Genomic DNA, 25,271 nt, shown 5'->3' with positions numbered 1-25,271 from the left:
GACGTAGCCTCTTCGCAGCTCAGGGTACGACTCGCTCCCCCCAAATCAACCGAAAACGACTTATCGGTTATATGCGAAATTCGTATTTATCGGGGGAAACTATGCGATGTATTCTCGGCCTGGCCACCGCCGGGCTCGTCATCCTCAGCGGCACCGCCACCGCGGACACGCAGTCACCGCCGAACCACATACCCGACCCGCCCGTGGCCCAGTCGGTCACCGATCCGCCCCCGTGGCCACCCAGGCCCATCCCGACCCCGCCCGTTCCGCCCAGGCCCATCCCGATCCCGATCCCGACACAGCCCATCGCGACCCCGCCCGTTCCGGTGCCGCCCTGGCCCACTTCGATCCCGCGCCCGCCGTGGGGTCAGCCCATCCCGCCTCCGCCGATTCCGGCCCCGATGCCGCCCCGCCCGCCGTGGCCGACGGCCGGAGGCCCGTACGCCAAGCACCTCACGCTGACCGTCTCGCGCATAGGCAGGACGCGGACCATCCGCCTCGGATGCACGCCGCTCTACGGCCCGCATCCCGAGGGAAGCCAGGCATGCTCGCTGCTGCTCAGGGCGCAGGGCGACCCCGCACGCATCAGGCTGCCCTGGAGGGCCTGCCCGCAGTACTACGAGCCCATCACCGTCACCGCGACAGGCACCTGGAACGGCCGCTTCATCAGATACCAGCGGACCTTCAGCAACCAGTGCGAGCTGCGCACCGCGACAGGGCCGATCTTCTCCTTCTGACACCCGCTCCGTGGAACACGCCGCTCCGGGCACGGGGCGGCGTCCGGGACACGGGAGGGCCCGCTGATCGGTGCCGGAGAGGATCGAGCGTGCCTGCCGTGGAACGGCGGGCCCGATTCCCGGTCCCCGTTCCCGCGAAAGGCTCCTACGGCGGCGAGGGTGCCCACGTCGCCGTACGGGCCGTTCCCCCTCACGCGCCCTGAACCGAGGGAAAGACACAGGTCGGTGGTCTCATGACATGGGTCGACGATGCTCATGGCCAGGAGCGGATCCGCGACAGGACGGGGGAGACGGCGATGGGCGAGCGGCCCGGGAAAACCGTGCTGTCCTCCTCCCAGCGGGCGGCGATGCGAGATCTGCTCGCCGAGGACCGCGAGAGGACGGTGGCCCAGATCGCGGCGCTGACACGTGACTGGGACGACCTCGTCGAGGCGTCGGCGCTGGTGGGCAATGACGACGAGCACGACCCGGAGGGGGCGACGATCGCCTTCGAACGGTCCCATCTCCAGGCCCTGCTCGACAGGGCGCGAGCCCATCTCGACGATCTCGACGAGGTGGCGGGGCGACTTCGGCGGGGCACCTACGGCGTGTGCGACGACTGCGGGCGCCCCATCGCCCTGGAGCGCCTGAAGGCACGCCCGATCGCCAGGACCTGCATCGAGTGCGCGGCCCGCGGCCGGTGAAGGCCCCCGGTGATGTTCGGACATTTCTCAACTAACCTGGGGGCGGCAATGCCCGCCGTCGCGTCTCGCGCGATCACCGGTCATGAGCCGTGCTCGCGCACGGCCACGACCGCGACCGCCCGGCCGCGATCCGTGCCCCCGCCCGGTCACCCGAGTGAGTCCGTGTCCCGGCACGATCACCGCGTGTGGCGCGCATCCGCCGCGTACGGCCTGGCGTGAGGCGTGGAGAGGGCACATCGTGACCAGAGGGTTGCTGAACTGGGCGGGCAACATCACCTACGGCGCCGCGCGGATCCACCGCCCCGGCGACGTCGAGGAGCTCCAGGAGGTGGTCGCGGGCAGCGCCGCCATCGGGGCGCTCGGCACCCGCCACTCCTTCAACGAGATCGCCGACCGTCCCGGCGGTGACCTCGTCTCGCTGGAGGGCCTGCCCGCCGCCTTCGAACTCGACCCGGAGCGGGGCACGGTCACGGTCGGCGGCGGGGTGCGCTACGGCGAGCTGAGCCGGTGGCTGTACGGCGAGGGCTACGCACTGCCCAACCTCGGCTCCCTGCCGCACATCTCGGTCGCCGGCGCCTGCGCCACGGCCACGCACGGCTCCGGCGTCGCCAACGGCAACCTGGCCACCGCGGTCTCCGGCCTCGAACTCGTCACCGCGGACGGCGAGATCACCGTCCTCAGCCGCGAGAAGGACGGCGACCGCTTCGCCGGGGCGGTCGTCGGCCTCGGCGCGCTGGGCGTCGTCACCAGGGTCGTCCTCGATGTCGTCCCGGCCTTCGAGGTACGGCAGTACGTCTACGAGAACCTGCCGTGGGCGCGTCTGGAGGAGCACTTCGAGGAGGTCCTCTCCGCCGCGTACAGCGTGAGTTTGTTCACCGGCTGGAGCGGCCCCCGGATCGACCAGGTGTGGGTGAAGCGCCGCGAGGACGAGCCCGGTCCGTGGGAGGCGGCGCCGCGCTGGCTGGACGCCACGGCGGCCACGGCCGACCGGCACCCGCTGCCGGGGATCTCCGCCGTCAACTGCACCGCGCAGATGGGCGTCCCCGGCCCCTGGTACGACCGGCTGCCGCACTTCCGTCTGGACTTCACCCCGAGCAGCGGGGAGGAGCTCCAGTCGGAGTATCTGTTGCCGCGCCGCCACGCCCTCGCCGCGCTCCGCGCGCTGGACGCGGTCAGGGACGTCATCGCCCCCGTCCTGCAGATCTCGGAGATCCGTACCGTCGCGGCGGACGACCTGTGGCTGAGCACCGCCTACCGCGAGGACGTCGTCGCCGTCCACTTCACCTGGAAGAAGGACTGGCCCGAGGTGAGCCGGGTGCTCGCCGTGGTCGAGGAGTCGCTGGAGCCCTTCGAGGCCCGCCCGCACTGGGGCAAACTCTTCCTCATGGGACCCGATCGCCTGAACTCCCTGTACGACCGGCTCCCGGACTTCCGGCGCCTGGCCGCCGACCTCGATCCCACGGGCAAGTTCCGTACCCCGTTCCTCGACGCCCGTGTCTTCGCTTCCTGACTGTTCCCAGCCTCAACCTTGATCCGGACATCAGCTCACAAGCGGATCTTACGATCGGATCAGGGTAGTCAACTCCCATCACAGCGATAACAGTGCGATATCCACCGTTAGAGCTCGTGAATCCAGCGCTGGTGATGAGGGGGAGAGCATGGAACGCAATACGGTCGTGCGCGCGATGCACGATGTCGGGCTGGCCGCCTGGTTCGGGGGGTCGTTGATGGGCGCGATCGGCCTCAACGGTGCAACCGCCGCGGTGAGCGACAGGAGCGAGCGCCTGCGGGTCGCGAACGTGGGATGGGGCAGGTGGGCGCCGGTCAGCGCGGCGAGCGTCGGCGCCTTTCTCGTCGGCTCGCTCGGTCTGCTGTCCGCCAACAGGCGGCGGGTGGCGTACCAGCGCGGGGTGGGGGCGAGCACCGCGGCCAAGGCCGTGCTGACCGCCGGGGCGCTCGCCGCGACCGCCTACACCGGGGTGCTCGGTGCCAAACTCGCGGACGCGGGCGACGTGCCGGTGGAAGGTGCCGTGAAACCGGAGAAGGAGACTCCGGAGGACGTAGCCAAGACACAACAGCAGCTGCGTCTCATGCAGTGGGTCGTCCCCGCCGTCACCGGGTTGCTCGTCGTGCTCACCTCCCTGCACGGAGAGCAGCAGCGGCCGGGGCAGGTCATCCGGGGAGCCGCGCGCAAGAAGTTCTCCCGGTAGAGGGCCTGCGGCCCTTCACACGGTCTCACGTGGACCGTCGTCCCACGGCCCCTCGGGGCCGTGGATCGCCGGGTGACCGTCTAGCCGGCGCCTGACTCTTTACGCCGTGGACGTTTCAGCCGTTGAGGAAGTCGATCGCGCGCTCGTCCAGGTCCTGGGCGCATCGCAGCCCGCGGGCGCGAAACGGTGTAAGGCTGCGGCGCATGACCATGACAGCCTTACGTGTGCGAACGGAGTGCACTCCGTCCATGGCGTCCATCGCCCGGCCCCAGGTCGCGCACGCCTGCTCGACACCGCCCTGTGCTGCCTGCATCTCGGCCTGGGCGACCAGGTCGAGGGCGACGATCCGCGCGTACGTTCCCGGAGATCGGCTCGCCGTCGCGATGGCGTACTGTTCGGCGGCTCCACGCCGGTCGCCGAGTGTCTCGAAGACCTTGGCGGTGCGCGAATGGACGGTCGCGGTGGCCGGCCCCCATGCCAGGGCCCAGAACGGCATCTCGTCCCCCTGCTCGGCGGCCAGGTAGGCGCGCGCTCGTTCTACCTCCTGGATGGCCGATCGGCGCTTACCCGTCTTCGCCAAGCCGTGCGCGTGCGTGATCGCGAAGAGTGCCTCGGTCTGCGTGTCGACTTTTCCGTGAATCCGTGAAAGGCCGTTCTCGGCGAGAGCCAGGCAGTGTTCCGGCTGATGTAGTTTCATCCCTTGCCGAGCCATGCTCCGCATCACGAAGACAGCAGTTGGGGACGGCGGCCGTCGGCTGCTGCCGCGGGCAATTGATCCCGTGGTGTTGCCGCTCTCGATCGGGCTGATCAGCGATGATAAGGCCACGGGCACGGCTTCCTCCCGGATCGATTGGGTGTGAGAACCCCGATCTTCGGGAGCCGTGTCCGTTTCCGTGCCCGAATTGGGTCATTTATTACCAGCGGCGAAGGCGCAGCCATTCGCGCACGAGGAATCAAACCCGGTCAAAACCTCGAGATGCCGGGGCCGTGGGTCTTTGATCTTCATTCGCCTTCTTCTGCTGAGGAACGGCGCCGCCCGCCCCCGTCACCCGTTCGCGGCAGAAAGACTCGGATGTCCCGCCCTGGGCCTTGATTGTTTCGGGGGTCACCCTGATCTCGCACGCTCAGATTCAACGATGGCTACCGGAAAGGGTTTCGTCCCGTGGCGGTCAGGTAGAGCGGAAAGAAGACAACCCACAGGATCAGGGATCCCAGGAACCACGCCTGGGGGGTCTCTACCTTGAAAGACCAGAACGAGAAAGCAGCAGGATTGCCCTGCTTCAGCCGCTCCTTGGCATCTGCATAAATCCAGATGTCAATTCCTAACACCAAGAGTAGGACAAGGATCGGCGCCAACGCGGCTGGGAGTAGTCCTGTCATGCACCCTGCTTTCGATCGGCAAGGTCAAGTGGCTTTGAGGGCATTGTACACATCTCGGACCTCTGGGTTTCGTCACCACCGACCCCACCCATGAGGGGAGCGGGTTTGCCCCGAGCTCATCTGGCCCGCTGAGAAGATCGGCTGGATCTTGAGAGGTGGTTCGGCGCCTCGTACTGCGATGTGCATCGCAACGGAGCCACCCCAGCCACCCACCTCCACGCCCGTTCACACTTCTGGAAGTCGCGCCGTGGAGCGGCCAGCCGTACAACCCGGCCAACCCCAAGGTCGCACGTTCGGCGAGCGAGGGCTCGCGAGGTACATGGTGCTGGACGAGCGACGTGAGGTGTACATCATTCGTGTTGAGTGGCCATGATCCCGTCCGATACGGCGACGATACGGCGACGCCCGATGCGTACCAACGGTTTCAGCATCCGAACCTCGGCCGAAGAGCGGACCTCTGAGTGACCAACTGAGTGACGATGACCACGGACTAGGCCGGACGACAGTGGATCATTGTTGGCCATAGCCCGGGTGGGAGCGGATATCGTCCCTGGGTTCCGCTCCCACCTGAGTTGCCTTTGCAAGCAGGATGTCAGGAGTTCGAATCTGCCGGACTCCAACCTCTTTGGGTATACGAAGCCCAGGTCAGGCACTGTCACCGTGAGCTGGAGCCCTGCCGCACGATCCGCGGCGGTCGGTTGCCCTCGTCATCATCGATCTCGAGTACGTGAACTCGCTCAGCCATGTCCGCGTTCCGAAGTGATCACGCCTGACGACGACCTCGTGGCGGGTCCAGGTGTACTCCCGCTGGTAGTAGTCCAGTGCGAAGGAATTCCGCTCGAACAGCGTGCGGACTGTCACGCCTTCGCCGTGAATAGGACTTTCCACCATGAAGTCGGGTGCGCCTTTCGCCCATCGAGGAGACGGCTCATCGGAGAGCCTTTCTTCTCGTTTATCACGTGGGCCATACGGGTGTTACTCGTCGCGGCCAACTCGTGACGTATCAGATAGACAGCCCGAGGGTGCGGGCCTGGCAGCGCATGGCGTGGTCGAAGGCCGACACGGGATCGAGGATCGCGTTGTCGAACTGGCCGAACACCTCGAAGTTGATCCAGCCGAACAGGCCGGTCCAGGCGATCAGGCCGCGGACGACCACGTCGTCGGGGACGTCGGGGATGAGTTCGCGCACGCGTGCGGCGTCCTCGTGGAAGGACGGCGGGACGGGCGGGTGGGTGGTGTCGGGTGGGTTCAGCGCTCCGGCGCGGTGGGCGTCGGAGACGATCCGGCCGTAGACGGCGGTGTCGCGGACCGCGGCGGGGACGGTGTCCTGGGGGGCGCGGTAGCCGGGGACGGGTGAGCCGTACAGCAGGGCGTACTCGTGCGGGTGGGCGAGTGCCCAGTCCCGCACGGCGTGGCAGACCGCCATCCACCTCCCCCCGTGGTCTTCCGGCGGGACGGCCGCGTCGGCGTTCTCCACAGCCTCGCCGACGGCGTTGTAGCCGTCGATGATCAGGGTCGTGAGCAGGTCGTCCCTGGACGGGAAGTAGCGGTAGATCGCCGAGGAGGCCATGCCCATCTCGCGGGCGATGGCGCGCAGGGACAGGCCGCTCGCGCCGTCGACGGCGAGCTGCCTGCGGGCGACGTCGGTGATCTCGCGGGTCAGCTCGGCCCTGACCCTCTCGCGTGCGGTGAGGCTCGAACTCATGTCGCGACCATATCAGAGCGCCGACAAAAAACGAGAGCACTGCTCTTGACGAGCAGTGCTCTCTAGCGAGAGCATTGCTCTCAGAACGGAACGGGTAAGCCACCGCACAGGAAGAGGAATCATGGCCAAGCACGTCATCGCCGGAGCCGGACAGGTCGGCTCGGAGGTCGCCAGGCTGCTGACCGGGCAGGGGCACGAGGTCGTCCTCATCAGTCGCTCGGGCTCGGGCCCCGACCTGCCGGGCGTCCGCAGGGTCGCCGCCGACGTGAGCGACCGCGAGAAGCTGACCGCCCTGACCCGGGGCGCCGCCGTCCTCTACAACTGCGTCAACCCGCGCTACCACGAGTGGGCGCGCGACTGGCCGCCGCTCGCCGCGTCCCTGCTGGGAGCCGCCGAGACCACCGGCGCCGGATACGTCATCCTCGGCAACCTGTACGTCTACGCGGCGCCCGACCGGCCGATGAGGGAGAACGACCCCCTCGACCCGCCCAGCGCCAAGGGTGCGATCCGGGTGAAGGTGTGGCGGGACGCCCTGGCCGCGCACGAGGCGGGCCGGGTCAGGGTGACCGAGGTGCGCGGATCCGACTACTTCGGCCCCGGCTGCCTGGACCAGTCGCACCTCGGGGAGAGGTTCGTCCCCGCACTGCTCGCCGGCAGGACCGTCCGCTTCGCCGGAGACCCCGACCAGCCGCACAGCTGGACCTATGTGCCCGACGTCGCGCGGACCCTGGTCGCGGCGGGCGAGGGCGAGGACGCCTGGGGTCGCGCGTGGCACGTCCCCACGAACGAGCCGAGGTCGGTGCGCGAGGTCGCCGAGCGCCTGTGCGCGCTCGCGGGAGTGCCCAACCCGGGGGTGAAGGCCCTGCCCCACTGGATGCTGCGCACCGGCGGGGTCTTCTCACCGATGCTCAGGGAGCTGGAGGAGTTGCGTTACCAGTTCGTCCGTCCCTTCGTCCTCGACTCCGACGTCTCCCAGGCGGCCCTCGGTCTCGCGCCGACCCCGATGGACGAGGCGCTGGCCGCGACGCTCGCGTGGTGGCGCGGCCGCCTGGCCGTGGCGGCGTGAGACGGCGCGCCTTCGTACACGGGGACGGGTGCCACGACGCTCTGAAGGCGGGCGCGGACCATCGGGCACACCCGGTACGCGGGACGGGGGAACGCCGGTTCCCGCCGCCGGGGAGGGCCGGTATGTCCGGGCCGGTGTGCGGCACGTCCCCGACGGTCTCAGGGGTGCGGCGCGCGTGCCCGGTGGGCGTCGGCGACCCGGCCGACACCGATCACATGGGCGGCCTCGCGCAGGGTGATCCCGCACTCGGCGGAGACCGCCGCGGTCGTGTCGAACGCGTCCCGCACGATGCCGCGAAGCCTCGCGTCGACCTCGCGCGCGCTCCAGCGACGCGCCTGCATGTCCTGCAGCCACTCCAGGTAGGAGACGATCACGCCGCCGGCGTTGGCCAGGATGTCGGGGACCACGGTGACGCCCGCGTCGGCGAGGACGCGGTCCGCACCGGGCGTGGTGGGGGAGCTGGCGCCCTCCACGACCAGGCCGGCCCTGATCCGGGTGGCGTTCTCCTCGGTGATCGCCCCCTGCATGGCGGCGGGGACGAGCACGTCCACGTCGAGCTCCAGCAGTTCCTCCGCCGGCAGCGCGTCCGCCCGGCGGTAGCCGCGTACCCCGCCGGTCTCCTCCGACCAGGCCCGCAGGTCGTCGATGTCCAGGCCGGAGCGGTCGATCACGGCCCCGGTGCGGTCGGAGACCGCGATCACGAGGCAGCCCGCGTCGGCGAGGTAGCGCGCGGCGGGGGCGCCGACCTTGCCGAAGCCCTGGATCGCGACGGTACGGCCCTCGGGGGAGCCGCCCAGAGCCCTGAGCGCGGCGATCCGCACGCCGCGGGCGGTCGCGGTCCCGGCCGTGTCGGGCACGCCGCCGGGGGAGACGGGGCCGCCGATCGTCACGCCGGGCACCGGGTAGCCCGCGTTCACCGAGTAGGTGTCCATGATCCAGGCCATGGTGCGCTCGTCGGTGCCGACGTCGGGGGCCGGGATGTCCCGCTCGGGACCGATGACGGGCAGGACCTCGTTGACGTAGCGCCGGGTGACCCGTTCCAGCTCGCGGGCGCTCAGCGAGGCCGGGTCCAGGGAGACGCCGCCCTTGGCGCCCCCGTAGGGGATGCCGGCCAGCGCGCACTTCCACGTCATGCCCATGGCCAGGGCGGTGACCTCGTGGACGTCGGTGCGGGGGTGGAAGCGGATGCCTCCCTTCGCCGGGCCGCGGGTAGTGTTGTGCTGCACCCGGAAACCCTGCACGACGTCCATCCGGCCGTCCTCGCGGCGGACCGGGACCGAGACGGTGAGCGAGCGGCGGGGGGTGGCGAGCATGGTGCGCAGGCTGTCGTCCAGGTCCAGCCGGTCCGCGGCCCGGTCGAGCTGGAAGAGCGCGGAGTCGAGGGCCTGTCGGCCGGGACTGACGGGAGCGGTGGCGGCCGGCGTCGTCGACGGCACCGTGAGCGTTCTCAAGGGATACCTCCGTACGGTGAGCGAAGCGCCCTTGCTCCGCTCGGGGCACATGGTCACGATCAGACTAGGCGCGGTTTTTTGCCCGCAGGGTCGGGCCGTGTTTCGTTCTCATGACTGATCCGCGGATCGGGTCGCGAGCCTGCGAGCAGGAGGTGTGTTGTTATCTGCCTGCTCCCCTGGGCAATCTGGGAGTAAAACATAGATTTTCCAGAATCCGGTCAGGATTCCTACCGTTGTGCAGCCGAGGGGATGAAAGTGCCGGAACTTGTGGTCGGGCCGATGTTGCGTTACGTGGACGAGACGAGCGCGTCGGTGTGGATGGAGACGAGCGAGCCGTGCGAGGTGACGGTCGAGGTCGGTGGCGTGCGCTCGGAGGCGAGGACGTTCACCGTCCACGGTCACCACTACGCGATCGTGGACGTGGAGGGCGGAGGCGCCTACGAGGTGCGCCTGGGCGGGGAGACCGTGTGGCCCCTGCCCGATCAGCCGCCGAGCCGCATCCGCCTGCTCGGCCCCGACGGTCCGAATCGCGTCATGTTCGGCTCCTGCCGGACCAGCGTGCCGCACGACCTCGTGTACACGATCTCCCACGGGGTGGACGTGTTGCGCGCGTACGGTGGCACGCTGCCCGAGACGCCCGACGAGCGCTGGCCCGACCTGCTGCTGCTGCTCGGTGACCAGGTCTACGCCGACGAGCCGTCCGCGGAGATGCTGGAGTTCATCGCGGGCCGCAGGGACACCGAGCCGAAGAAGGAGATCGCCGACTTCGAGGAGTACGCCGAGCTGTACCGCCTGGCGTGGACCGACCCGGAGATCCGCTGGCTCCTCTCCACGGTGCCCAGCGCGATGATCTTCGATGACCACGACCTGCGCGACGACTTCAACACCTCCATCTCCTGGCGTACGTCGATGGAGGAGGTGCCGTGGTGGCGGCACCGGGTGATCTCCGGGATCGGCGCCTACTGGGTCTACCAGCACCTGGGCAACCTGTCGCCGGCGGAACGCGCCTCGGACGAGCTGCTCAGCAAGGTGTGCGCGGCCGAGGGGGACGGCGCCGAGGTCCTCGACGCCTTCGCCGAGCACGCCTACGACGTTCCCGCCGACAGCCGGTGGAGTTACGCCCGTGACCTCGGCGACACTCGCCTGATCATGCTCGACTCCCGCTGTTCCCGCCAGCTCGACCCCGATGACCGGCGCATGATCGACCCGGTGGAGTGGGAGTGGCTCACCGAGCAGCTGCACAAGGGGGGCGCGAAGCGCTTCGTGATCGGCTCCTCGGTGCCGTTCCTGCTCCCCGCGGGCATCCACCACATCCAGAACTGGAACGAGGCCCTCGCCCAGGGGGCCTGGGGCAAGACCGTGGCGCGCTGGGCCGAGGCCCTGCGCCAGGCCGTCGACCTGGAGCACTGGGCGGCCTTCCGCCGCTCGTTCGAGGACCTGTCCAAGCTGCTGGCCGGGCTGGGAAAGCCGGTGATCATGCTCTCCGGCGACGTGCACTACTCCTACGTGGCCAAGGCGCGCGACCTTCCTGTCTACCAGCTGGTCTGCTCCCCGATCCGCAACCCGCTGAGCCGCACCCTCCGCCTGGCCAACATCGTCGCCCAGTTCGGCATCGCGAGCCTGGTCGGCCGCACACTCTCCCGCACGGCGAGGATTCCCAAGCCGCCCTTCAAGTGGCGGATCACCGACGGCCCGTGGTTCTCCAACGCGGTCGCGACCCTCTCCCTGGACACGGCCCCCACGTCGGTCCGCTGGGACACCGCCGCGGGAACCGAGGTATCGGAGATCACCGTCGTGAAGCTGGAGGAGGGCTAGCGAAGCGCCCTCCGTTCCCCCGCGCGCCGAAGAGGGCCGGGGGCCGGTCGGCGGGCCGCGGCGCTCTTCTCGCGCGCCGGGAAGTATGTGAGGCGTGCTCACCTGGGCGGATGCGGAAATCGCTTACCGGGGGCCGTGGGCGTGCTCGTTTTGATCATAAAAAACGTTGACATCGAACGTTACTCGGTTTTACATAGTGATCATCAGCGCTGATTTGCCCCTTTTCTACCAGGTGACACAGCTTTGTGCTGCCGTCATCTCTTTTTCTGGTGAGGCGCATGTCAACGTTACGGGGCCTGGCGGCCGTACTGGCCGCCGGGGTTATCGCTACGGGGTCAACGGTCGCGATCGACGTTCATGGAGGGGCTCCGAGAGCCGTCGCCTCCTCGGCGGAGCCGGTGGCTCCGACGGATGAGCAGGCCGGCAGGATCGCCCGCGAGACGGGCCGCAGTACGGAAATCCTCGCCAAGCGAGGTGAGAGCAGGGAGGTCTTCGCCAATCCCGACGGTTCCTTCACCGCGGTGGAGCACCTTCGCCCTGTCAGGGTCCGGCAGGACAGTTCCTGGGTGGCGCCGGACGTCACCCTGATCCGCAGGCCCGACGGGTCCATCGGGCCCAAGGCCTCCACCGTCGACCTGACCCTCTCCGGGGGAGGGGACGAGCCCATGGTGCGGATGGCGCGCGCCGGCCGGGAGATGTCGCTGAAGTGGCCGGAAAAGCTGCCGGAGCCGGAACTGCAGGGCGACTCGGCCGTCTACCGCTCGGTGCTCAAGGACATCGACCTGGTCGTTCGGGCCGACACCGACGGGTTCGCGCACACGCTCGTCGTGAAGACCAGGGAGGCGGCGGAGAACGGAGCCCTCGCCCGGCTCGGCTTCGACCTGGGCGAAACCGAGCTGGCGGTGCGCGCCGAGCCGGACGGGCGACTGCGTGCCGTCGACACCGAGGGAGGGGGCGCGGTCTTCGAGGCCCCGTCGGCGATCATGTGGGATTCCGGCACGCAGGCCGGGAGCACGCCCGCTGAGACGGCGCCTGCTGAGACGGCGCCCGCAGAGACGCCCGCAGAGTCGGCGCCCGCTGAGACGGCGAGGCGCACGTCGGCCGAGCCGGAGGAGGACCTCGCCAGGGGCCCCGCCCCGACCTCGAAGGTGGCCGACGTCGGGACCGCCGTCGAGGACGGTTCGCTCACCCTCACCCCCGAGACCACGCTGCTGACCGCCCCCGACACCCGGTTCCCCGTCTACATCGACCCGGTGTGGAAGACGGTCAAGGCGTCCGCCTGGGGATATGTCTCGCGTACCTACCCGAGCACGTCGTACTACAAGTTCAGCGGCAAGGCCGACTCCGGCATGGGCTACTGCTCGGGTGACGCCAGGTGCGCGCCCTCGGACGTGAAGCGCATCTTCTACCGGATGCCTACCAGCGCGTACGCGGGCAAGCACATCATCTCCGCGGAGTTCGTCGCCAAGGAGACCTGGTCCTACTCCTGCGACGGCCGTACCGTCCAGCTCTGGCGGACCAAGGGGTTCGTCGAGGGCTCGACCTGGAACTCCACCAAGGACAACTGGCTCGAACACCTCGCCACCCGGGACGTGGCGAAGGGCTGGTCCTCCGACTGCCCGGGTGGCGACGTGGAGTTCAACGCGACCGCGGCGGTGAAGGACGCCGCGGCGGGCAAGTGGTCGACCACCACGTTCGGACTCAGGGCCGGGTACGAGACCGACCCGAAGGGGTGGAAGCGGTTCGCCGACGACGCCTGGCTCCGGGTCAACTACAACACCCCGCCGCCCCAGCCGAAGATGTCCAACCTGACGATGGACCCGGGCGGCAAGTGCGTCTACTCCCCGGCCCCGGCGGTGCGGGTGCCCCCGACGCTCTCGGCGGTGCTGCACGACTCCGACTCCGGCGACGCCAAGAAGGTGTACGCCGAGTTCCAGGCCAGCTGGGACGGCGCGACGAAGTGGACCTCCGGCAGGATCGGCCCCAAGACCACCGGATCGACGTTCCAGGTCAAGATGCCCTCGACGATCCCCGAGAAGAAGACGATCGCCTGGTCGGTACGCACCTGGGACGGCTACCAGTACAGTCCGTGGAGCTACGCGGGCGACGCGACCGGCTGCTACTACACCTATGACAAGAGCGTGCCGGCCGCCCCCGCGCTGGCCTCGACCGCCTATCCCAAATCGGATCCCGAGGACGAGCTCGACCCGTGGTACGACGGGGTGGGCCGCTACGGACGCTTCACCGCCACCTCCACCTCCACCGACGTCGTCAAGTACTGGTTCGGGATCAACGGCAACCCCACGCAGGCCAACGAGCGCAAGCCCGCCACCAACGGCGGGCCGGTGACGATCGACATCGCGCCCGAGCACGCGGGACTGAACTACGTCACGGTCCAGGCCTTCGACGCGGCCGGCAACGTCAGCGAGATCGGCCGTCACGCCTTCAGGGTCAAGACCGGGGCGCCGGCGAAGGCGGAGTGGCCGCTGGACGAGCCCATCGACTCCCCGCAGGTCACGGATGTCGGGGGAACCTTCCCCGCCACCGTCACCGGCGGCGTCACGCTGGGGGTGGACGGCGTCTCGAAGAGCGCCGCGCAGTTCAACGGCTCCACCGGGTACGCCAGGACGACGGCCCCGGTGGTGAACACCACCACGAGTTTCTCGGTGTCGGCGTGGGCGAGGCTTCCCGAGGTCAAACCCACCCACGCCGGAGTGATCGCCACCCAGGCGGGCACGGCTCGACCGGGCTTCGAGCTGTACTACTCCTCCTCCTACGACCGGTGGATCTTCAACAGGTTCAGCACCGACAGCACGAGCGCCACGATCGTGCGGGCGATAGGGGCCACCGCGCCGCAGGGCGGGGAGTGGGCGCACCTGGTCGGCGTGTACGACTCGGTCGCCAAGCACATCAGGCTCTACGTCAACGGCAAGCTCGCCTCGACCACGGCGTTCACCACGCCGTGGAACGCCACCGGACCGGTACAACTCGGCGCGAGCCTGTACAGCACGGTCCCGGACGCGTTCTTCCCCGGTGAGATCGACGACCTGCGGATCTTCGACCGGATCGTCACCGCGGAGGAGGTCGGCAACCTCTTCAGCCAGCACCCGGTGGTGAACGCCCGCTGGAAGCTGAACGACTCGGCCTCGGCGGTCCGGGCGAGCAAGGCGTACTGGAAGCTGGACGAGGCGGCGGGCGCGACCCGCGCCGAGGAGGCGGGCGGCGTCCACCCGGCGAGCAAGGTCGGCACCGTCACCTTCGGGACGACCGGGAAGTCCGGCAAGGCCGTCACCCTCAACGGCACGAACGGGTACCTGAAGACCACCGGGGCCGTGCTCGACACCACCAAGAGCTTCTCGGTGTCGGCGTGGGCGAGGCTCCCCGCCACCAAACCCACCCACGCGGGGATCATCGCCACCCAGACCGCGTCGGTGAAACCGGCGTTCGAGCTGTACTACTCCTCCTCCTACGACCGGTGGATCTTCAACCGTTTCAGCGCGAACAACGCCTCCGCCACGATCATCCGGGCGCAGTCCACCTCGGTGCCGCAGGGCGGGGTGTGGACGCATCTGACCGGGACCTACGACGCGGCGGCCAAGCAGATCAGGCTCTACGTCAACGGCAAGCTCGCCTCGACCACGGCGTTCACCACGCCGTGGAACGCCACCGGACCCGTGCAGCTGGGCGCGGGTTCCTACGACGGCGCGGCCGGGTCGTTCTTCCCCGGCGAGATCGACGACCTGCGGATCTTCGACCAGGTCGTCACCGACTCCGAGATCGCCACGCTGGCGTCGGGATCCCCGCTGACCATCGCGGCCGACGACGGCACCGCCGGCCGGCACGTCACCCTGTACGGCAACGCCCGCATCGACCAGGGCGCGGGCTGGGTCGGCACCCCGCCCGGCGCGCTGGTCCTGGACGGTGACGGCGACTACGCGGCCAGCGCCGGTCCCGTGGTGCGCACGGACGACAGCTTCACCGTCGCCGGCTGGGTGACCAGCGCGGGCCGTCCCGGCCGGCCGGCGACGGTCTTCAGCCAGGAGGGCGCGGTCAACAGCGCCTTCACCCTCCGCTACCGGCCGGACCCGGCGGATCCGGTCAACGCGGGCGGCTACCAGATCGAGATGCCGGACTCCGACGCCACCGGAGCCACCCGCCCCACCTCGGAGCACTCCGCCTTCCAGTCGGGCTTCGAGTGGGACCACGTGGCGATCGCCTACGACGCGCTCCAGGACGAGATGCGGCTCTACGTGAACGGGGAGCTGGAACAGACCGAGGAGCAGGTGTCGTGGCGGTTCAACGTGCTGGGCTTCAACGCCACGAAGGGGTTGCAGCTCGGCCGGACCAAGGGCGACGGCGCCTGGGGCGAGTACTGGCCCGGCGTGATCGACGACGTGTGGGCCTTCCAGGGAGTCGCCACACAGGAGCAGATCCAGATGCTGGCCGCGGGCAACGAGCTCGACACCGAGACCGGCCCCTGACCTGAGGAGCGGATCGCGGGCCACGGCCCGCGATCCCCTTCCCATCCCCATTTCCCGAGGTGCCCCGGCCGCCGCGTACGGCGGCCGGTGGCCTGCGCCTGTGCGGAGGATTTTCATGAAGGGGTTATACGAATCGGGTACCCGGCGTTGGCTGGCCGTGTTCACGGCACTGGTCACCGCCGCGGGCCTGCTGGTGGCGCCACCGGCGCACGCCGGGGCCGGGCCGGACGGAGAGCGTCCCGAGGTCGAGAGCGCCGAGCGCGTGGTGCCCGGCAGGGCGGAGACGGTGAGGCCGCGCAAGCCCGACCCCGCGGCCGCCGAGCCAGACCCGGCCCCGGCGGGCTGGCCGGAGCCGGGAGTGACCGAGGCGAAGGTGCCGGCGAGCGGGGAGGCGGTCCGCGCCGGGAAGCTGCCGGTCCGGGTACGAGCTCCCCAGTCGCGGGCCAGGGGGGCGGCGCCCCCCGTGGAGGAGGTGAAGGTCCAGGTCCTGGAACGGGCGGCGGCCCGGCGGGCCGGCGTGGACGGGGTCGTGCTGACCGTGGGCGGTCCCGGGACCGGCCAGGTCGGTGTCGAGCTGGACTACTCCGGGTTCGCCGGAGGTTTCGGCGGGTCCTACGGCAGCCGGCTGCGCCTGGTCCGGCTGCCGGCCTGCGCGCTGACCACCCCTGACGCGCCGCAGTGCCGTACCGGCACCGAGATCCCCTCGCGCAACGACACCGAGGCGAGAACGCTGTCGGCCGAGGTGACGGCCGCACCGCAGGCGACGGTGCTCGCCGCGGTGGCGGGGGAGTCCAGTGAGAAGGGCGACTACAAGGCGACGGCGCTGTCGGCCTCGTCGACCTGGGCGGTCTCCGAGCAGTCGGGCGACTTCGCCTGGTCGTACCCGATGCGGGTGCCGCCCGTCCCCGGTGAGCTCGCGCCCAAGGTGGAGATCGGCTACTCCTCGGGCGCGATGGACGGCCGCACGTCCAACACCAACAACCAGCCGTCCTGGGTTGGAGAGGGATTCGACTACTGGCCCGGCTACATCCAGCGCGGCTACAAGCCGTGTGCCGACGACGGGGCTCCCAAGGACCAGTGGGGCACCCCGCCGGGCGACCAGTGCTGGGCCTACGACAACGCCACGCTCAGCTGGAACGGCAAGGGCGGCGAGCTGGTCCAGGCCGCGGACGGCACCTGGCGGATGAAGAACGACGACGGCACGCGCATCGAGCGGGTCAAGGACACCGGGAAGGCCAACGGCGACAACGACGGCGAGTACTGGAAGCTGACCACCACCGAGGGCGTGCAGTACTTCTTCGGCATGAACCGCCTGCCCGGCTGGAGCACCGGCAAGGAGGAGACGAAGTCGACGTGGACCCACCCGGTCTTCGGCGACGACGCCGACGAGCCCTGTCACGGTTCCACGTTCGCCACCTCCTGGTGCCAGCAGGCCTACCGGTGGAACCTCGACTACGTCGTGGACCCACGGGGCAACGCCATCTCCTACTTCTACACGCAGGAGGGCAACCGCTACGGCCGCAACCTCAAGCCCGCCGACGACACCCCCTACGTGCGGGGCGGCTGGCTGGACCGGATCGACTACGGCCAGCGCGCCGCCACCCTGTTCTCGGCGAAGCCGTCGGCCAGGGTGGTCTTCGGCCTCTCGGAGCGCTGCCTGTCGGCGACCGCCGCCGACTGCGCGGAGGACAAGATCGGTGACCATCCGACCAGGTGGCCGGACGTGCCCTGGGACCTGAACTGCGCCGCCGGCACCGAGTGCAAGGGCACCAAGGGCACACTGGCGCCCACCTTCTGGTCACGCAAGCGGCTGACCAAGGTCACCACCCAGGTGCTGAAGGCGGACGGAGCCTACCGGGACGTCGACTCCTGGAAGCTGGACCACCTCTGGGGCGACGCCGACATCGACCGGGCCCTGCTGGTCAAGTCGATCCAGCACACCGGTCATGCGGCGTCCCCGGCCGTCACGCTGCCCCCGGTGACGTTCAACCACGTCCAGTTGCCGAACCGGGTCGACAAACTGGGCGACGACATCGCGCCGTTCGTCAAGTACAGGGTCGGGGCGATCTACGACGAGTCCGGTGGCCAGATCGACGTCAACTACTCCGACGCCGACTGCACGCTGTCCTCGCTGCCGACGCCGGAGACCAACACCCGGCGCTGCTTCCCGGTCAAGTGGACACCGGCCGGCTACGCCGACCCGATCCGGGACTGGTTCCACAAGTACGTGGTCACCCAGGTCGTGCAGAGCGACAGGACCGGCAAGGCGCCGGACATGCTCACCACCTACGAATACCTCGACGGCGCCGCCTGGCACTACGACGACGACGACGGCATGACCAAGGAGAAGTACAAGACCTGGTCGCAGTGGCGCGGTTACGGCCGGGTGCGGATCAAGACGGGAGGCTGGAACGACCTGCGCTCCCAGAGCGAGCGCCTGTTCCTGCGGGGCATGGACGGTGACCGGCTCGACGCCGACGGCGGCACCAAGAAGGTCTCCGTCGCCGACGGCGAGGGCGGAACGCACGTCGACCACGAGGCGCTGCAGGGTTTCGAGCTGAAGCGGACGGAGTACGAGGGGGTCGGCGGCGCGGTGGCCGTCAAGACGGTCAACACCCCGTGGCGCGAGCAGACCGCCAGCCGTACCAGGAGCTGGGGGAAGGTCACCGCGAACCTGACGGACGTCGCCAAGAGCCACACCTGGACCGCGATGGACGGAGGGAAGTGGCGGGAGACCGAGATCGTGACCTCCTACGACCCGGCCACGGGTCTCGCCACCCAGGTCGACGACAAGGGCGACCTGGCCACGGCGGCCGACGACCGGTGCGTCAGGACCACGTACGCGCAGGACAAGACCGCCTGGATGCTGAAGTTCCCCTCGCGGGTGGAGAGCCTCTCGGTGGCCTGCTCGGTCACGCCCGACCGGTCCAAACACGTGATCGAGGACGGGCGCTCCTTCTACGACGGCAAAGCCTTCGGCGCGGCGCCGGACAGGGGAGAGGTCACCAGGGTCGAGAAGATAGCGAGCCACAACGGCACCGCCGCGACGTACGTCCCCACCGAGATCTCCACCTACGACTCCTACGGCCGTGAGCTCACCACCAAGGACGCCGCGGGCAACGTCACCACCGTCGCCTACACCGACACCGCGGGCCTGGCCACGCTGGTGAAGACCACCGGGCCACCGGTCGTCCCCGGCGACCCCGGTACGGCCCACGTCACGAGCGAGGAACTCGACCCGGCCTTCGGCTTCGAGACGGTCAAGGTGGACGCCGGAGGCAAGCGGACCGACCTGGAGTACGACGCGCTGGGCCGTCTGCTCAAGGTGTGGATGGCAGACCGCTCCAAGGCGGCCAAGCAGACACCGAACCTGGAGTTCAGCTACCGGGTGACCGACGGTCAGATCATCGCGATCGGCACGAAACGGCTGACCGCCGAGGGCGGCCAGACCGAGCCCACCTACGAGCTGTACGACGGCAGGTTGCGGCTGCGTCAGACCCAGGACCCGGGGCCGGACGGCGGGCGGCTGATCTCCGACAAGCTCTACGACTCCCGGGGCAACGTCGCGCGCGAGTACGGGCAGTACTACTCGACCGGGGCGCCCTCGACCACCCTTTTCGGGGCCTTCGACGGCAATGTCGAGTCGCAGAAGGTCTTCGAGTTCGACGGCCGCAATCGGGTGACCGTCGAGCGGTTCCTCGTCGGCAACGGCGAGACCCAGGAGAAGTGGCGCACGATCACCTCGTACGCCGGAGGCCGGGTCACGGTCGACCCGCCGACCGGGGACACGCCGGTCACCACCTTCACCGACGCGCGCGACCACATCGTCGAGCTGCGCCAGTACCGGGGGGACTCTCCGACCGGTGACTTCGACCGGACCCGCTACACCTACACCCCGCTGGGCAAGCTCGCCACGGTCGAGGACGCGGCGGGCAACACCTGGACCCATCACTACGACCTGCGCGGCAGGGAGATCCGGGTGGACGACCCGGACAAGGGCACGACCAGGTCCGCCTACGACGACCTGGACCGGGTGACCTCCACCGAGGACGCCAGGGGCGCCAAGCTGTTCACCACCTATGACGCGCTCGGCCGCAAGACCGAGGTCCGCGAGGGGTCCGCGACCGGCAACGTCCTGACGGCGTGGACCTACGACACGGTCCGCAAGGGGCAGCTCTCCAGCTCCACCAGGAACGCGGGCGGCCAGGCGTACACGACGACCGTCAACGCCTACGACAACCTGGACCGGGCGATCCGGACCACGATCACCGTCCCGGAGACCGAGAAGGAACTGGGGGGCAGCTACCAGTTCGACACCCGCTACAAGCTGGACGGCACGGTGCAGTCCGCCACCTTCCCCGCCTCGGGGGGCCTGGCGGCCGAGACCGTCGTCTACTCCTACGACGAGCTGCGGCGGCCCACGGCCACCTCCGGTCTCACCTCCTACGTGACCAGGTCGATCCACAGCCTCACCGGAAAACCCGAGCAGTACGAGCTCTCCACCGGAGGCAAGAAGGTCTGGCTCACCAACTCCTACGAGTACGGCACACAGCGGCTGAAGTCGGCGCGGGTCGACCGTGAGGACGTCGCCGGTGTGGACCGCCACGCCACCTACACCTACGACGCGGCGGGCAACGTCACCGCGGTCTCCGACGTCTCCCGGTCCGGCACGGACACCCAGTGCTTCTCCTACGACCACCTGCGCAGGATGACCGAGGCGTGGACGCAGGGCACCCAGAGCTGCGCCACCACGCCCGCGGCGAACCTCGTCGGAGGGGTGGCACCGTACTGGCAGTCGTTCGGCTATGACGCGACGGGCAACAGGACGAAGGAGGTCGAGCACGGCGTCGGCGGGGCCGCCGACACCCAGCGTGTCTACGGCTACCCGGCCGCGGGTTCCCCACAGCCGCACGCGCTGGCCTCGGTGACCCAGACCGGGGCCGCGGGTGCTCGCGTGGAGAGCTACGGCTACGACGCCACCGGCAACACGACCAGCCGTAAGATCGGCGCCGTCGACCAGAAGCTGGACTGGGACGTCGAGGGACGGCTGAGCAAGGTCACCGACGGGGCCAAGGTCACCTCCTATCTCTACGACGCCGACGGCAACCGGCTGATCCGCAGGGAGCCGACCGCCACGACCCTGTACCTGCCGGGCATGGAGCTCCGGCTGGACACCGCGACCGCGAAGGTCGCCGCGACCAGGTACTACGTCCACGACACGGTCGCGGTCGCGGTCAGGACCACGGCGGGGGTGACCTTCGTCGCCAACGACCACAACGGCACCGGTGAGCTCGCGGTCAACGCCGCCACCCAGGCGGTCTCCCAGCGCCGCTTCAAGCCCTTCGGCCAGCTTCGGGGGGCACCGCCAGGGGCATGGCCCTCGGAGAAGGGGTTCGTCGGCGGCACCGTCGACTCCTCCACCGGCCTGACCCATCTGGGCGCCCGCGAGTACGACCCGGCGACCGGCCGCTTCATCAGCGTCGACCCGATCATCGACCCGCAGGACCCCCAGCAGATGAACGGGTACGCCTACGCGAACAACAACCCGGTCACCTTCACCGACCCGGACGGCAAGTTCTGGGGAAGCTGGATCGCCGCCCTGCTGGCGATCATCCGGGCGCTGGCGGCGCTGCTCAACGGCGGCGGCGGTGGCGGCCACAAGGGCGGCGGCGGCAACGGTGGCGGTGGTGGTGGCGGTGCGCCGCACCGCCCGGCGCCGAGCGGCGGCGTGAGCACCTCCTACGGCAAGACCGTCAAGACCAACACCCTCAGCAGCGTCGATCCCCGCAAGTTCACCGCGCTCGGCTGGCTCGCCTACGGCTTCGGCGGCCCGTCCGACATGCTCAACACCTGGGGAACCAACGTCGCCGAGAAGGGGCGGGTGATGGGCGGCATCTACGCCCTCAAGGCGGCGAGCTACCCGCAGGGAAACTGGAAGTCCAGCTGGTTCTGGAACGGGCTGCGCAAGTGGTACGACGCCAAGTCGGTCAGGGTCGAGGCGCGCGGCATCAAGTGGGGCGGACGCCTGGCCAAGGCAGGGAAGTTCCTGGGCCGGTTCGGACTGGTGACCACCTTCGCCGACGGCGCGCTGACCCAGTGGAACTCCGACAAGGGAAAGGACATCAACAAGGGCGAGAAAGCCCTGCGAGCCGGTATCCGCGGCGCCGCGGTGGCCGGCGGCGCCTACGCGGGTGCCACCATCGGGGCCGCGGCGTGCAGCCCCGGAGTGGTCCTCGCGGCGGTCTGCGGTGCGGCCGGCGCCTACATCGGAGGTATGGTCGGCGGAGTCGTCGGTGACACCGCCATCGCCGCCTACGACAAGGCGCGAGATCCGGTGGTGAACACCGCCAAGTCCATCGGTTCCGGGATCAAGAAGGGATGGAACAAGCTCTTTGGATGAGACAGCCGTGCTGACGGGGTACCCGCACGCGCCGGTGTGGGCGGTGCTCGCCACCGCCCTCATGGCGGTCCTCGGGTTCGTCAACCATCGCCGGTTCCGTGGAGCGGACGCGCAGAGCGTGTGGGCCGAGCGCTACTTCGACGAGGCCAAGCCGAAGGAGTGGCGCAACCTGCCCTTCGCCCAGGTCCCGGGGGCGATCATGTTCTCCCTCTGGGCGGTGCTGCTGGCCTACACCTGGGTGTCCGGGCAGGAGATCCTCGACGCGCTCGTCGGGCTCGGCTTTCTCGGGTCCTTCGTCTTCGGCGGGATCGCCGTCAAGCGGCTCTACCGGCCTCCGGCCAAGGCGAGGCCGGCCTGGCTGGTGGCGGAGGAGGAACGGCGCAGACGGCTGGGCCTGACCACCCGCGACGGCTGGACGACGTAGGAGTCGTCTCCCGGTGCCCGCTCGGGGACCGGGAGACGGAAACGTGAGGAGCCGGTGCGGCTCCCCCGTCCAGGACGGGGGAGCCGCACCGGCTCCGTCATGCCCGGGCTCGGCCGGGGTGGTTCACTTCGCCAGTTCGGCGAGGGCCGCGCCGAGCTGGTCGACCGCCCAGAGGAGGTCCTCCTCGGAGACGACGATCGGCGGGGCGAGGCGGACGGTCGAGCCGTGGGTGTCCTTGGCCAGCACGCCATGGGCCATGAGCGCCTTGGAGACCTCACGCCCGCTCGCCAGCGACGGGTCGATGTCGACCCCCGCCCACAGGCCGCGCCCGCGCACGGTGACCACGCCGTGGCCGATCAGCCCGCGCAGCCTCTCGTGCATGACCTCGCCGAGCTCCCTGGCCCGCGCCTGGTACTCGCCGGTGCCGAGCATCTCGATGACCGCGTTCGCGACCGCGCAGGCGAGCGGGTTGCCACCGAAGGTGGAGCCGTGCTGCCCCGGCCTGATCACACCGAGCACGTCCTCGTTCGCGGTGATCGCCGAGACCGGGACGACGCCGCCGCCCAGGGCCTTGCCCAGCACGTAGATGTCGGGGACGACGCCCTCGTGGTCGCAGGCGAAGGTCTCGCCGGTGCGGCCGAGACCCGACTGGATCTCGTCGGCGATCATCAGGATGTTCTCCGCGGTGCACAGTTCGCGGACCTGGGTGAGGTAGCCGTCCGGCGGTACCAGCACCCCGGCCTCGCCCTGGATGGGCTCGAGCAGCACCGCGACCGTGTTGGCGTCGACGGCCTCGCGGATCGCCTCGACGGAGCCGTACTTCACGATCCTGAAGCCGGGAGGGTAGGGACCGAAGCCGCCCCGGGCGTCGGGGTCGGTGGAGAAACCGACGATCGTGGTGGTCCGGCCGTGGAAGTTGTCCTCCATCACGATGATGTTGGCCTGATCGGCGGCCACGCCCTTGACCTCGTAGCCCCACTTGCGGGCCACCTTGATCGCGGTCTCCACGGCCTCGGCGCCGGTGTTCATCGGCAGGACCATGTCCTTGCCGGTGAGGTCGCCCAGCCCGGCGGCGAAGGAGGCGAACTGGTCGTGGAAGAAGGCGCGGCTGGTCAGGGTGAGCCGCGACAGCTGCTCCTGCGCCGCTGCGATGATCTTCGGGTTGCCGTGCCCGAAGTTCAGGGAGGAGTAGCCGGACAGGCAGTCGAGGAACCGCCTGCCCTCCACGTCGACGACCCAGGCGCCCCGCGCCTCGTGGATCACGATGGGCAGGGGGTGGTAGTTGTGCGCGCTGCGGCGCTCGCTCAGCTCGATGAACTCGTCGGTGCCGGTCATCCGATGATCCGCCCCTCCCCGATATGCCCGGTCCGCCCGGTACGTCTGGTCTGTGGTTGTCATGCCCCGCCCTGTCCCCGGATCTCCAGCGTGCAGCACTTGGGGCCGCCGCCCGCCTTGCGAAGCTCCGACAGGTCCACCGCGATGACCTCGAAACCCCGGCGCTTGAGTTCGAGCTGCAGGTCGGAGGCCTCGGCGTTGATCACCACGTTGACGCCGTCGCTGACGGCGTTGAGGCCCAGCACGGCCGCGTCGTCCTCGTTCGCGATGACGGCCTCGGGGAAGAGGGTGCGGAGCACCTCCTGGCTTCCAGGAGAGAAAGCCTCCGGGAAGTATGCCACGTTATGTCCGTTAAGCGGGAAGAGCGCGGTGTCCAGGTGGTAGAAGCGGGGGTCCACCAGCTGCAGCGTCACCACCGGGCGGCCGAGGAACTCCTGGGCCTCCTTGTGCGCGGTGATGTCGGTACGGAACCCGGTCCCGGCCAGCACCAGGTGGTCGAGCGTGAGGAAGTCCCCCTCGCCCTCGTTGGTGAAGGCCGCCTCACGGACCCGCCGGTAGCCGTTGTCGACGAACCAGCGCAGGTACGCGGGTCCCTCGGCCGCGCGCTGCGGGTGGGTGAACCGCGCACCGTACACGCGGCCGTCCACGACCAGCGCGCCGTTGGCGGCGAAGACCATGTCCGGCAGGCCCTCCACCGGGTCGATGAGGCTGACGCGGTGCCCGAGCTCCTCGTAGACGCTCTTGAGCGCCTCCCACTGGCGGATCGCCACCTCGCGGTCGGCCCCGGCCTCGGGGTGCATCCACGGGTTGATCGCGTACTCGACCGCGAAGTGGTCGGGCCGACACATGAGGTAGTGCCTGGTCATGGATAACCCCCGCGTGTGAAAGGTCGTGGTGACAGCCGCCCATCACGGTCCCGATGGCGGCGTCATCAGCCTAGGAAGCGCGTTCTCGCAGGCCAAGAGCCTGCTTTTGCGCGTCGGCGCGGGTTTCCCGCGTGCTTCAGGTCAGAAACGTCGATTCGTTGTGCGGGGCGATGAAGGGCTCGCTGCGCGAGGTCACCAGGGGTGCCTCGATCAGCCGGGAGAGCACGATGGAGCTCTTGGTCCGCACCACGAACGACTCGGAGGCGATCCGCTCGATCACCCTCTCCACGTGCCGCACGTCGGTGGCCCTGATGTGCAGCAGCGCGTCGGCCTCACCGGTGATGGTGCACGCCGAGACCACCTCCGGATGGCGGCCGATGGCCACCCCGATCTCCGACGGCGAGGTCTTGCCCGCGCAGAACAACTCCACGTAGGCCTCGGTGGTCCAGCCGAGCGCCGCGGGCTCCACCCGGGCGGTGAACCCGGTGATGGCGCCGGTCTCGCGCAGCCGGTCCACCCGGCGTTTCACCGCCGACGCCGACAGGCCGACCCGCTGTCCGATCTCCGCGTACGTGGCGCGGGCGTCCTCGACGAGCGCCCCGATGATGTCGCGATCCAGCCTGTCCAGTTCCACGAAGACCTGTATACCGCTTCGGACGGGCGCGGGTTCGCGACGGGCGCCGGCGGCCCGCGCCCGGAAGACACGAACGCCGCCGGA

At 69.6% G+C, this 25,271-nt stretch carries 16 protein-coding genes; 9 read left to right on the top strand and 7 right to left on the bottom strand.

All coding sequences use genetic code 11. The annotated features are described in order from the left end of the window. The first annotated feature begins 101 nt into the window (after positions 1 to 101). The 4 genes from ABT352_RS11715 (at position 102) to ABT352_RS11700 (ending at position 3,630) form a co-directional block, all read left to right on the top strand. Positions 102 to 737, top strand: a complete 636-nt coding sequence (locus tag ABT352_RS11715) for an SSI family serine proteinase inhibitor (protein ID WP_350944530.1) — start codon at positions 102 to 104, stop codon at positions 735 to 737. Positions 738 to 970: 233 nt separating this feature from the next. After that, positions 971 to 1,420, top strand: a complete 450-nt coding sequence (locus ABT352_RS11710; RefSeq protein WP_350944529.1) for a TraR/DksA family transcriptional regulator — start codon at positions 971 to 973, stop codon at positions 1,418 to 1,420. 238 nt (positions 1,421 to 1,658) lie between these two features. Then, on the top strand, positions 1,659 to 2,930 hold the full coding sequence (locus ABT352_RS11705; RefSeq protein WP_350944528.1) for an FAD-binding protein: 1,272 nt from the start codon (positions 1,659 to 1,661) through the stop codon (positions 2,928 to 2,930). Between the two features lie 148 nt (positions 2,931 to 3,078). Continuing rightward, positions 3,079 to 3,630 carry a hypothetical protein gene (locus ABT352_RS11700; protein WP_350944527.1) on the top strand — a complete coding sequence of 184 codons (552 nt, stop codon included), beginning with the start codon at positions 3,079 to 3,081 and terminating at the stop codon, positions 3,628 to 3,630. 115 nt (positions 3,631 to 3,745) lie between these two features. On the opposite strand, the gene ABT352_RS11695 is transcribed toward ABT352_RS11700, so the two are convergent. From ABT352_RS11695 to ABT352_RS11685, 3 genes are all read right to left on the bottom strand, one after another. After that, positions 3,746 to 4,354, bottom strand: a complete 609-nt coding sequence (locus tag ABT352_RS11695) for an NsdA family TPR-like regulatory protein (RefSeq protein WP_502992862.1) — start codon at positions 4,352 to 4,354, stop codon at positions 3,746 to 3,748. Between the two features lie 416 nt (positions 4,355 to 4,770). Further along, entirely contained in the window at positions 4,771 to 5,010 is a 240-nt protein-coding gene (locus ABT352_RS11690; protein ID WP_350944523.1) for a hypothetical protein, read from the bottom strand. Between the two features lie 1,003 nt (positions 5,011 to 6,013). Then, entirely contained in the window at positions 6,014 to 6,715 is a 702-nt protein-coding gene (locus ABT352_RS11685) for a TetR/AcrR family transcriptional regulator (protein ID WP_350944521.1), read from the bottom strand. Positions 6,716 to 6,836: 121 nt separating this feature from the next. On the opposite strand from ABT352_RS11685, the gene ABT352_RS11680 reads away from it, so the two are divergent. Further along, a complete protein-coding gene (locus tag ABT352_RS11680) occupies positions 6,837 to 7,781 on the top strand; it encodes an NAD-dependent epimerase/dehydratase family protein (RefSeq protein WP_350944520.1) in 945 nt (314 codons plus the stop codon). Positions 7,782 to 7,939: 158 nt separating this feature from the next. On the opposite strand, the gene ABT352_RS11675 is transcribed toward ABT352_RS11680, so the two are convergent. Further along, the gene (locus tag ABT352_RS11675; protein ID WP_350944519.1) at positions 7,940 to 9,232 is read right to left on the bottom strand and encodes a Glu/Leu/Phe/Val family dehydrogenase; all 1,293 of its coding nucleotides are present in this window, start codon (positions 9,230 to 9,232) and stop codon (positions 7,940 to 7,942) included. 255 nt (positions 9,233 to 9,487) lie between these two features. On the opposite strand from ABT352_RS11675, the gene ABT352_RS11670 reads away from it, so the two are divergent. The 4 genes from ABT352_RS11670 (at position 9,488) to ABT352_RS11655 (ending at position 22,352) form a co-directional block, all read left to right on the top strand. Continuing rightward, complete coding sequence (locus tag ABT352_RS11670) at positions 9,488 to 11,047, top strand: alkaline phosphatase D family protein (RefSeq protein WP_350944517.1); 1,560 nt, start codon at positions 9,488 to 9,490, stop codon at positions 11,045 to 11,047. A gap of 278 nt (positions 11,048 to 11,325) precedes the next feature. Then, positions 11,326 to 15,528, top strand: a complete 4,203-nt coding sequence (locus ABT352_RS11665; protein ID WP_350944515.1) for a LamG-like jellyroll fold domain-containing protein — start codon at positions 11,326 to 11,328, stop codon at positions 15,526 to 15,528. Between the two features lie 115 nt (positions 15,529 to 15,643). Further along, positions 15,644 to 21,928, top strand: a complete 6,285-nt coding sequence (locus ABT352_RS11660; protein WP_350944514.1) for an RHS repeat domain-containing protein — start codon at positions 15,644 to 15,646, stop codon at positions 21,926 to 21,928. Beyond that, positions 21,921 to 22,352, top strand: a complete 432-nt coding sequence (locus ABT352_RS11655) for a hypothetical protein (RefSeq protein WP_350944513.1) — start codon at positions 21,921 to 21,923, stop codon at positions 22,350 to 22,352. Before ABT352_RS11660 ends, ABT352_RS11655 begins: the two co-directional genes overlap by 8 nt. Positions 22,353 to 22,475: 123 nt before the next feature. On the opposite strand, the gene rocD is transcribed toward ABT352_RS11655, so the two are convergent. The 3 genes from rocD to ABT352_RS11640 all read right to left on the bottom strand — a co-directional run bounded on the left by rocD (position 22,476) and on the right by ABT352_RS11640 (position 25,187). Further along, entirely contained in the window at positions 22,476 to 23,687 is a 1,212-nt protein-coding gene (gene rocD, locus ABT352_RS11650) for an ornithine--oxo-acid transaminase (RefSeq protein WP_350944512.1), read from the bottom strand. 59 nt (positions 23,688 to 23,746) lie between these two features. Further along, positions 23,747 to 24,553, bottom strand: a complete 807-nt coding sequence (gene ddaH / locus ABT352_RS11645; protein WP_350944511.1) for a dimethylargininase — start codon at positions 24,551 to 24,553, stop codon at positions 23,747 to 23,749. Between the two features lie 136 nt (positions 24,554 to 24,689). Beyond that, positions 24,690 to 25,187, bottom strand: coding sequence for an Lrp/AsnC family transcriptional regulator (locus tag ABT352_RS11640; protein ID WP_350944510.1), 498 nt, complete (start codon positions 25,185 to 25,187; stop codon positions 24,690 to 24,692). Between the last annotated feature and the right edge of the window lie 84 nt (positions 25,188 to 25,271).

Origin of the sequence: Streptosporangium sp. NPDC000563, assembly GCF_040299985.1 — a bacterium.
In the GTDB taxonomy this organism is placed as follows: Bacteria; Actinomycetota; Actinomycetes; order Streptosporangiales; family Streptosporangiaceae; genus Streptosporangium.
The sequence above is the reverse complement of the archived record's forward strand: the minus strand, read 5'-3'. Positions and strand labels throughout refer to the sequence as shown.

What these genes read in the sequence shown, in the direction of transcription:
- ABT352_RS11710 (WP_350944529.1), top strand. Translation starts at nt 971, where the DNA reads ATGACATGGGTCGACGATGCTCATGGCCAGGAGCGGATCCGCGACAGG.
- ABT352_RS11700 (WP_350944527.1), top strand. Translation starts at nt 3,079, where the DNA reads ATGGAACGCAATACGGTCGTGCGCGCGATGCACGATGTCGGGCTGGCC.
- ABT352_RS11680 (WP_350944520.1), top strand. Translation starts at nt 6,837, where the DNA reads ATGGCCAAGCACGTCATCGCCGGAGCCGGACAGGTCGGCTCGGAGGTC.
- rocD (WP_350944512.1), bottom strand. Translation starts at nt 23,687, where the DNA reads ATGACCGGCACCGACGAGTTCATCGAGCTGAGCGAGCGCCGCAGCGCG.
- ABT352_RS11665 (WP_350944515.1), top strand. Translation starts at nt 11,326, where the DNA reads ATGTCAACGTTACGGGGCCTGGCGGCCGTACTGGCCGCCGGGGTTATC.
- ABT352_RS11685 (WP_350944521.1), bottom strand. Translation starts at nt 6,715, where the DNA reads ATGAGTTCGAGCCTCACCGCACGCGAGAGGGTCAGGGCCGAGCTGACC.
- ABT352_RS11715 (WP_350944530.1), top strand. Translation starts at nt 102, where the DNA reads ATGCGATGTATTCTCGGCCTGGCCACCGCCGGGCTCGTCATCCTCAGC.
- ddaH (WP_350944511.1), bottom strand. Translation starts at nt 24,553, where the DNA reads ATGACCAGGCACTACCTCATGTGTCGGCCCGACCACTTCGCGGTCGAG.
- ABT352_RS11690 (WP_350944523.1), bottom strand. Translation starts at nt 5,010, where the DNA reads ATGACAGGACTACTCCCAGCCGCGTTGGCGCCGATCCTTGTCCTACTC.
- ABT352_RS11660 (WP_350944514.1), top strand. Translation starts at nt 15,644, where the DNA reads ATGAAGGGGTTATACGAATCGGGTACCCGGCGTTGGCTGGCCGTGTTC.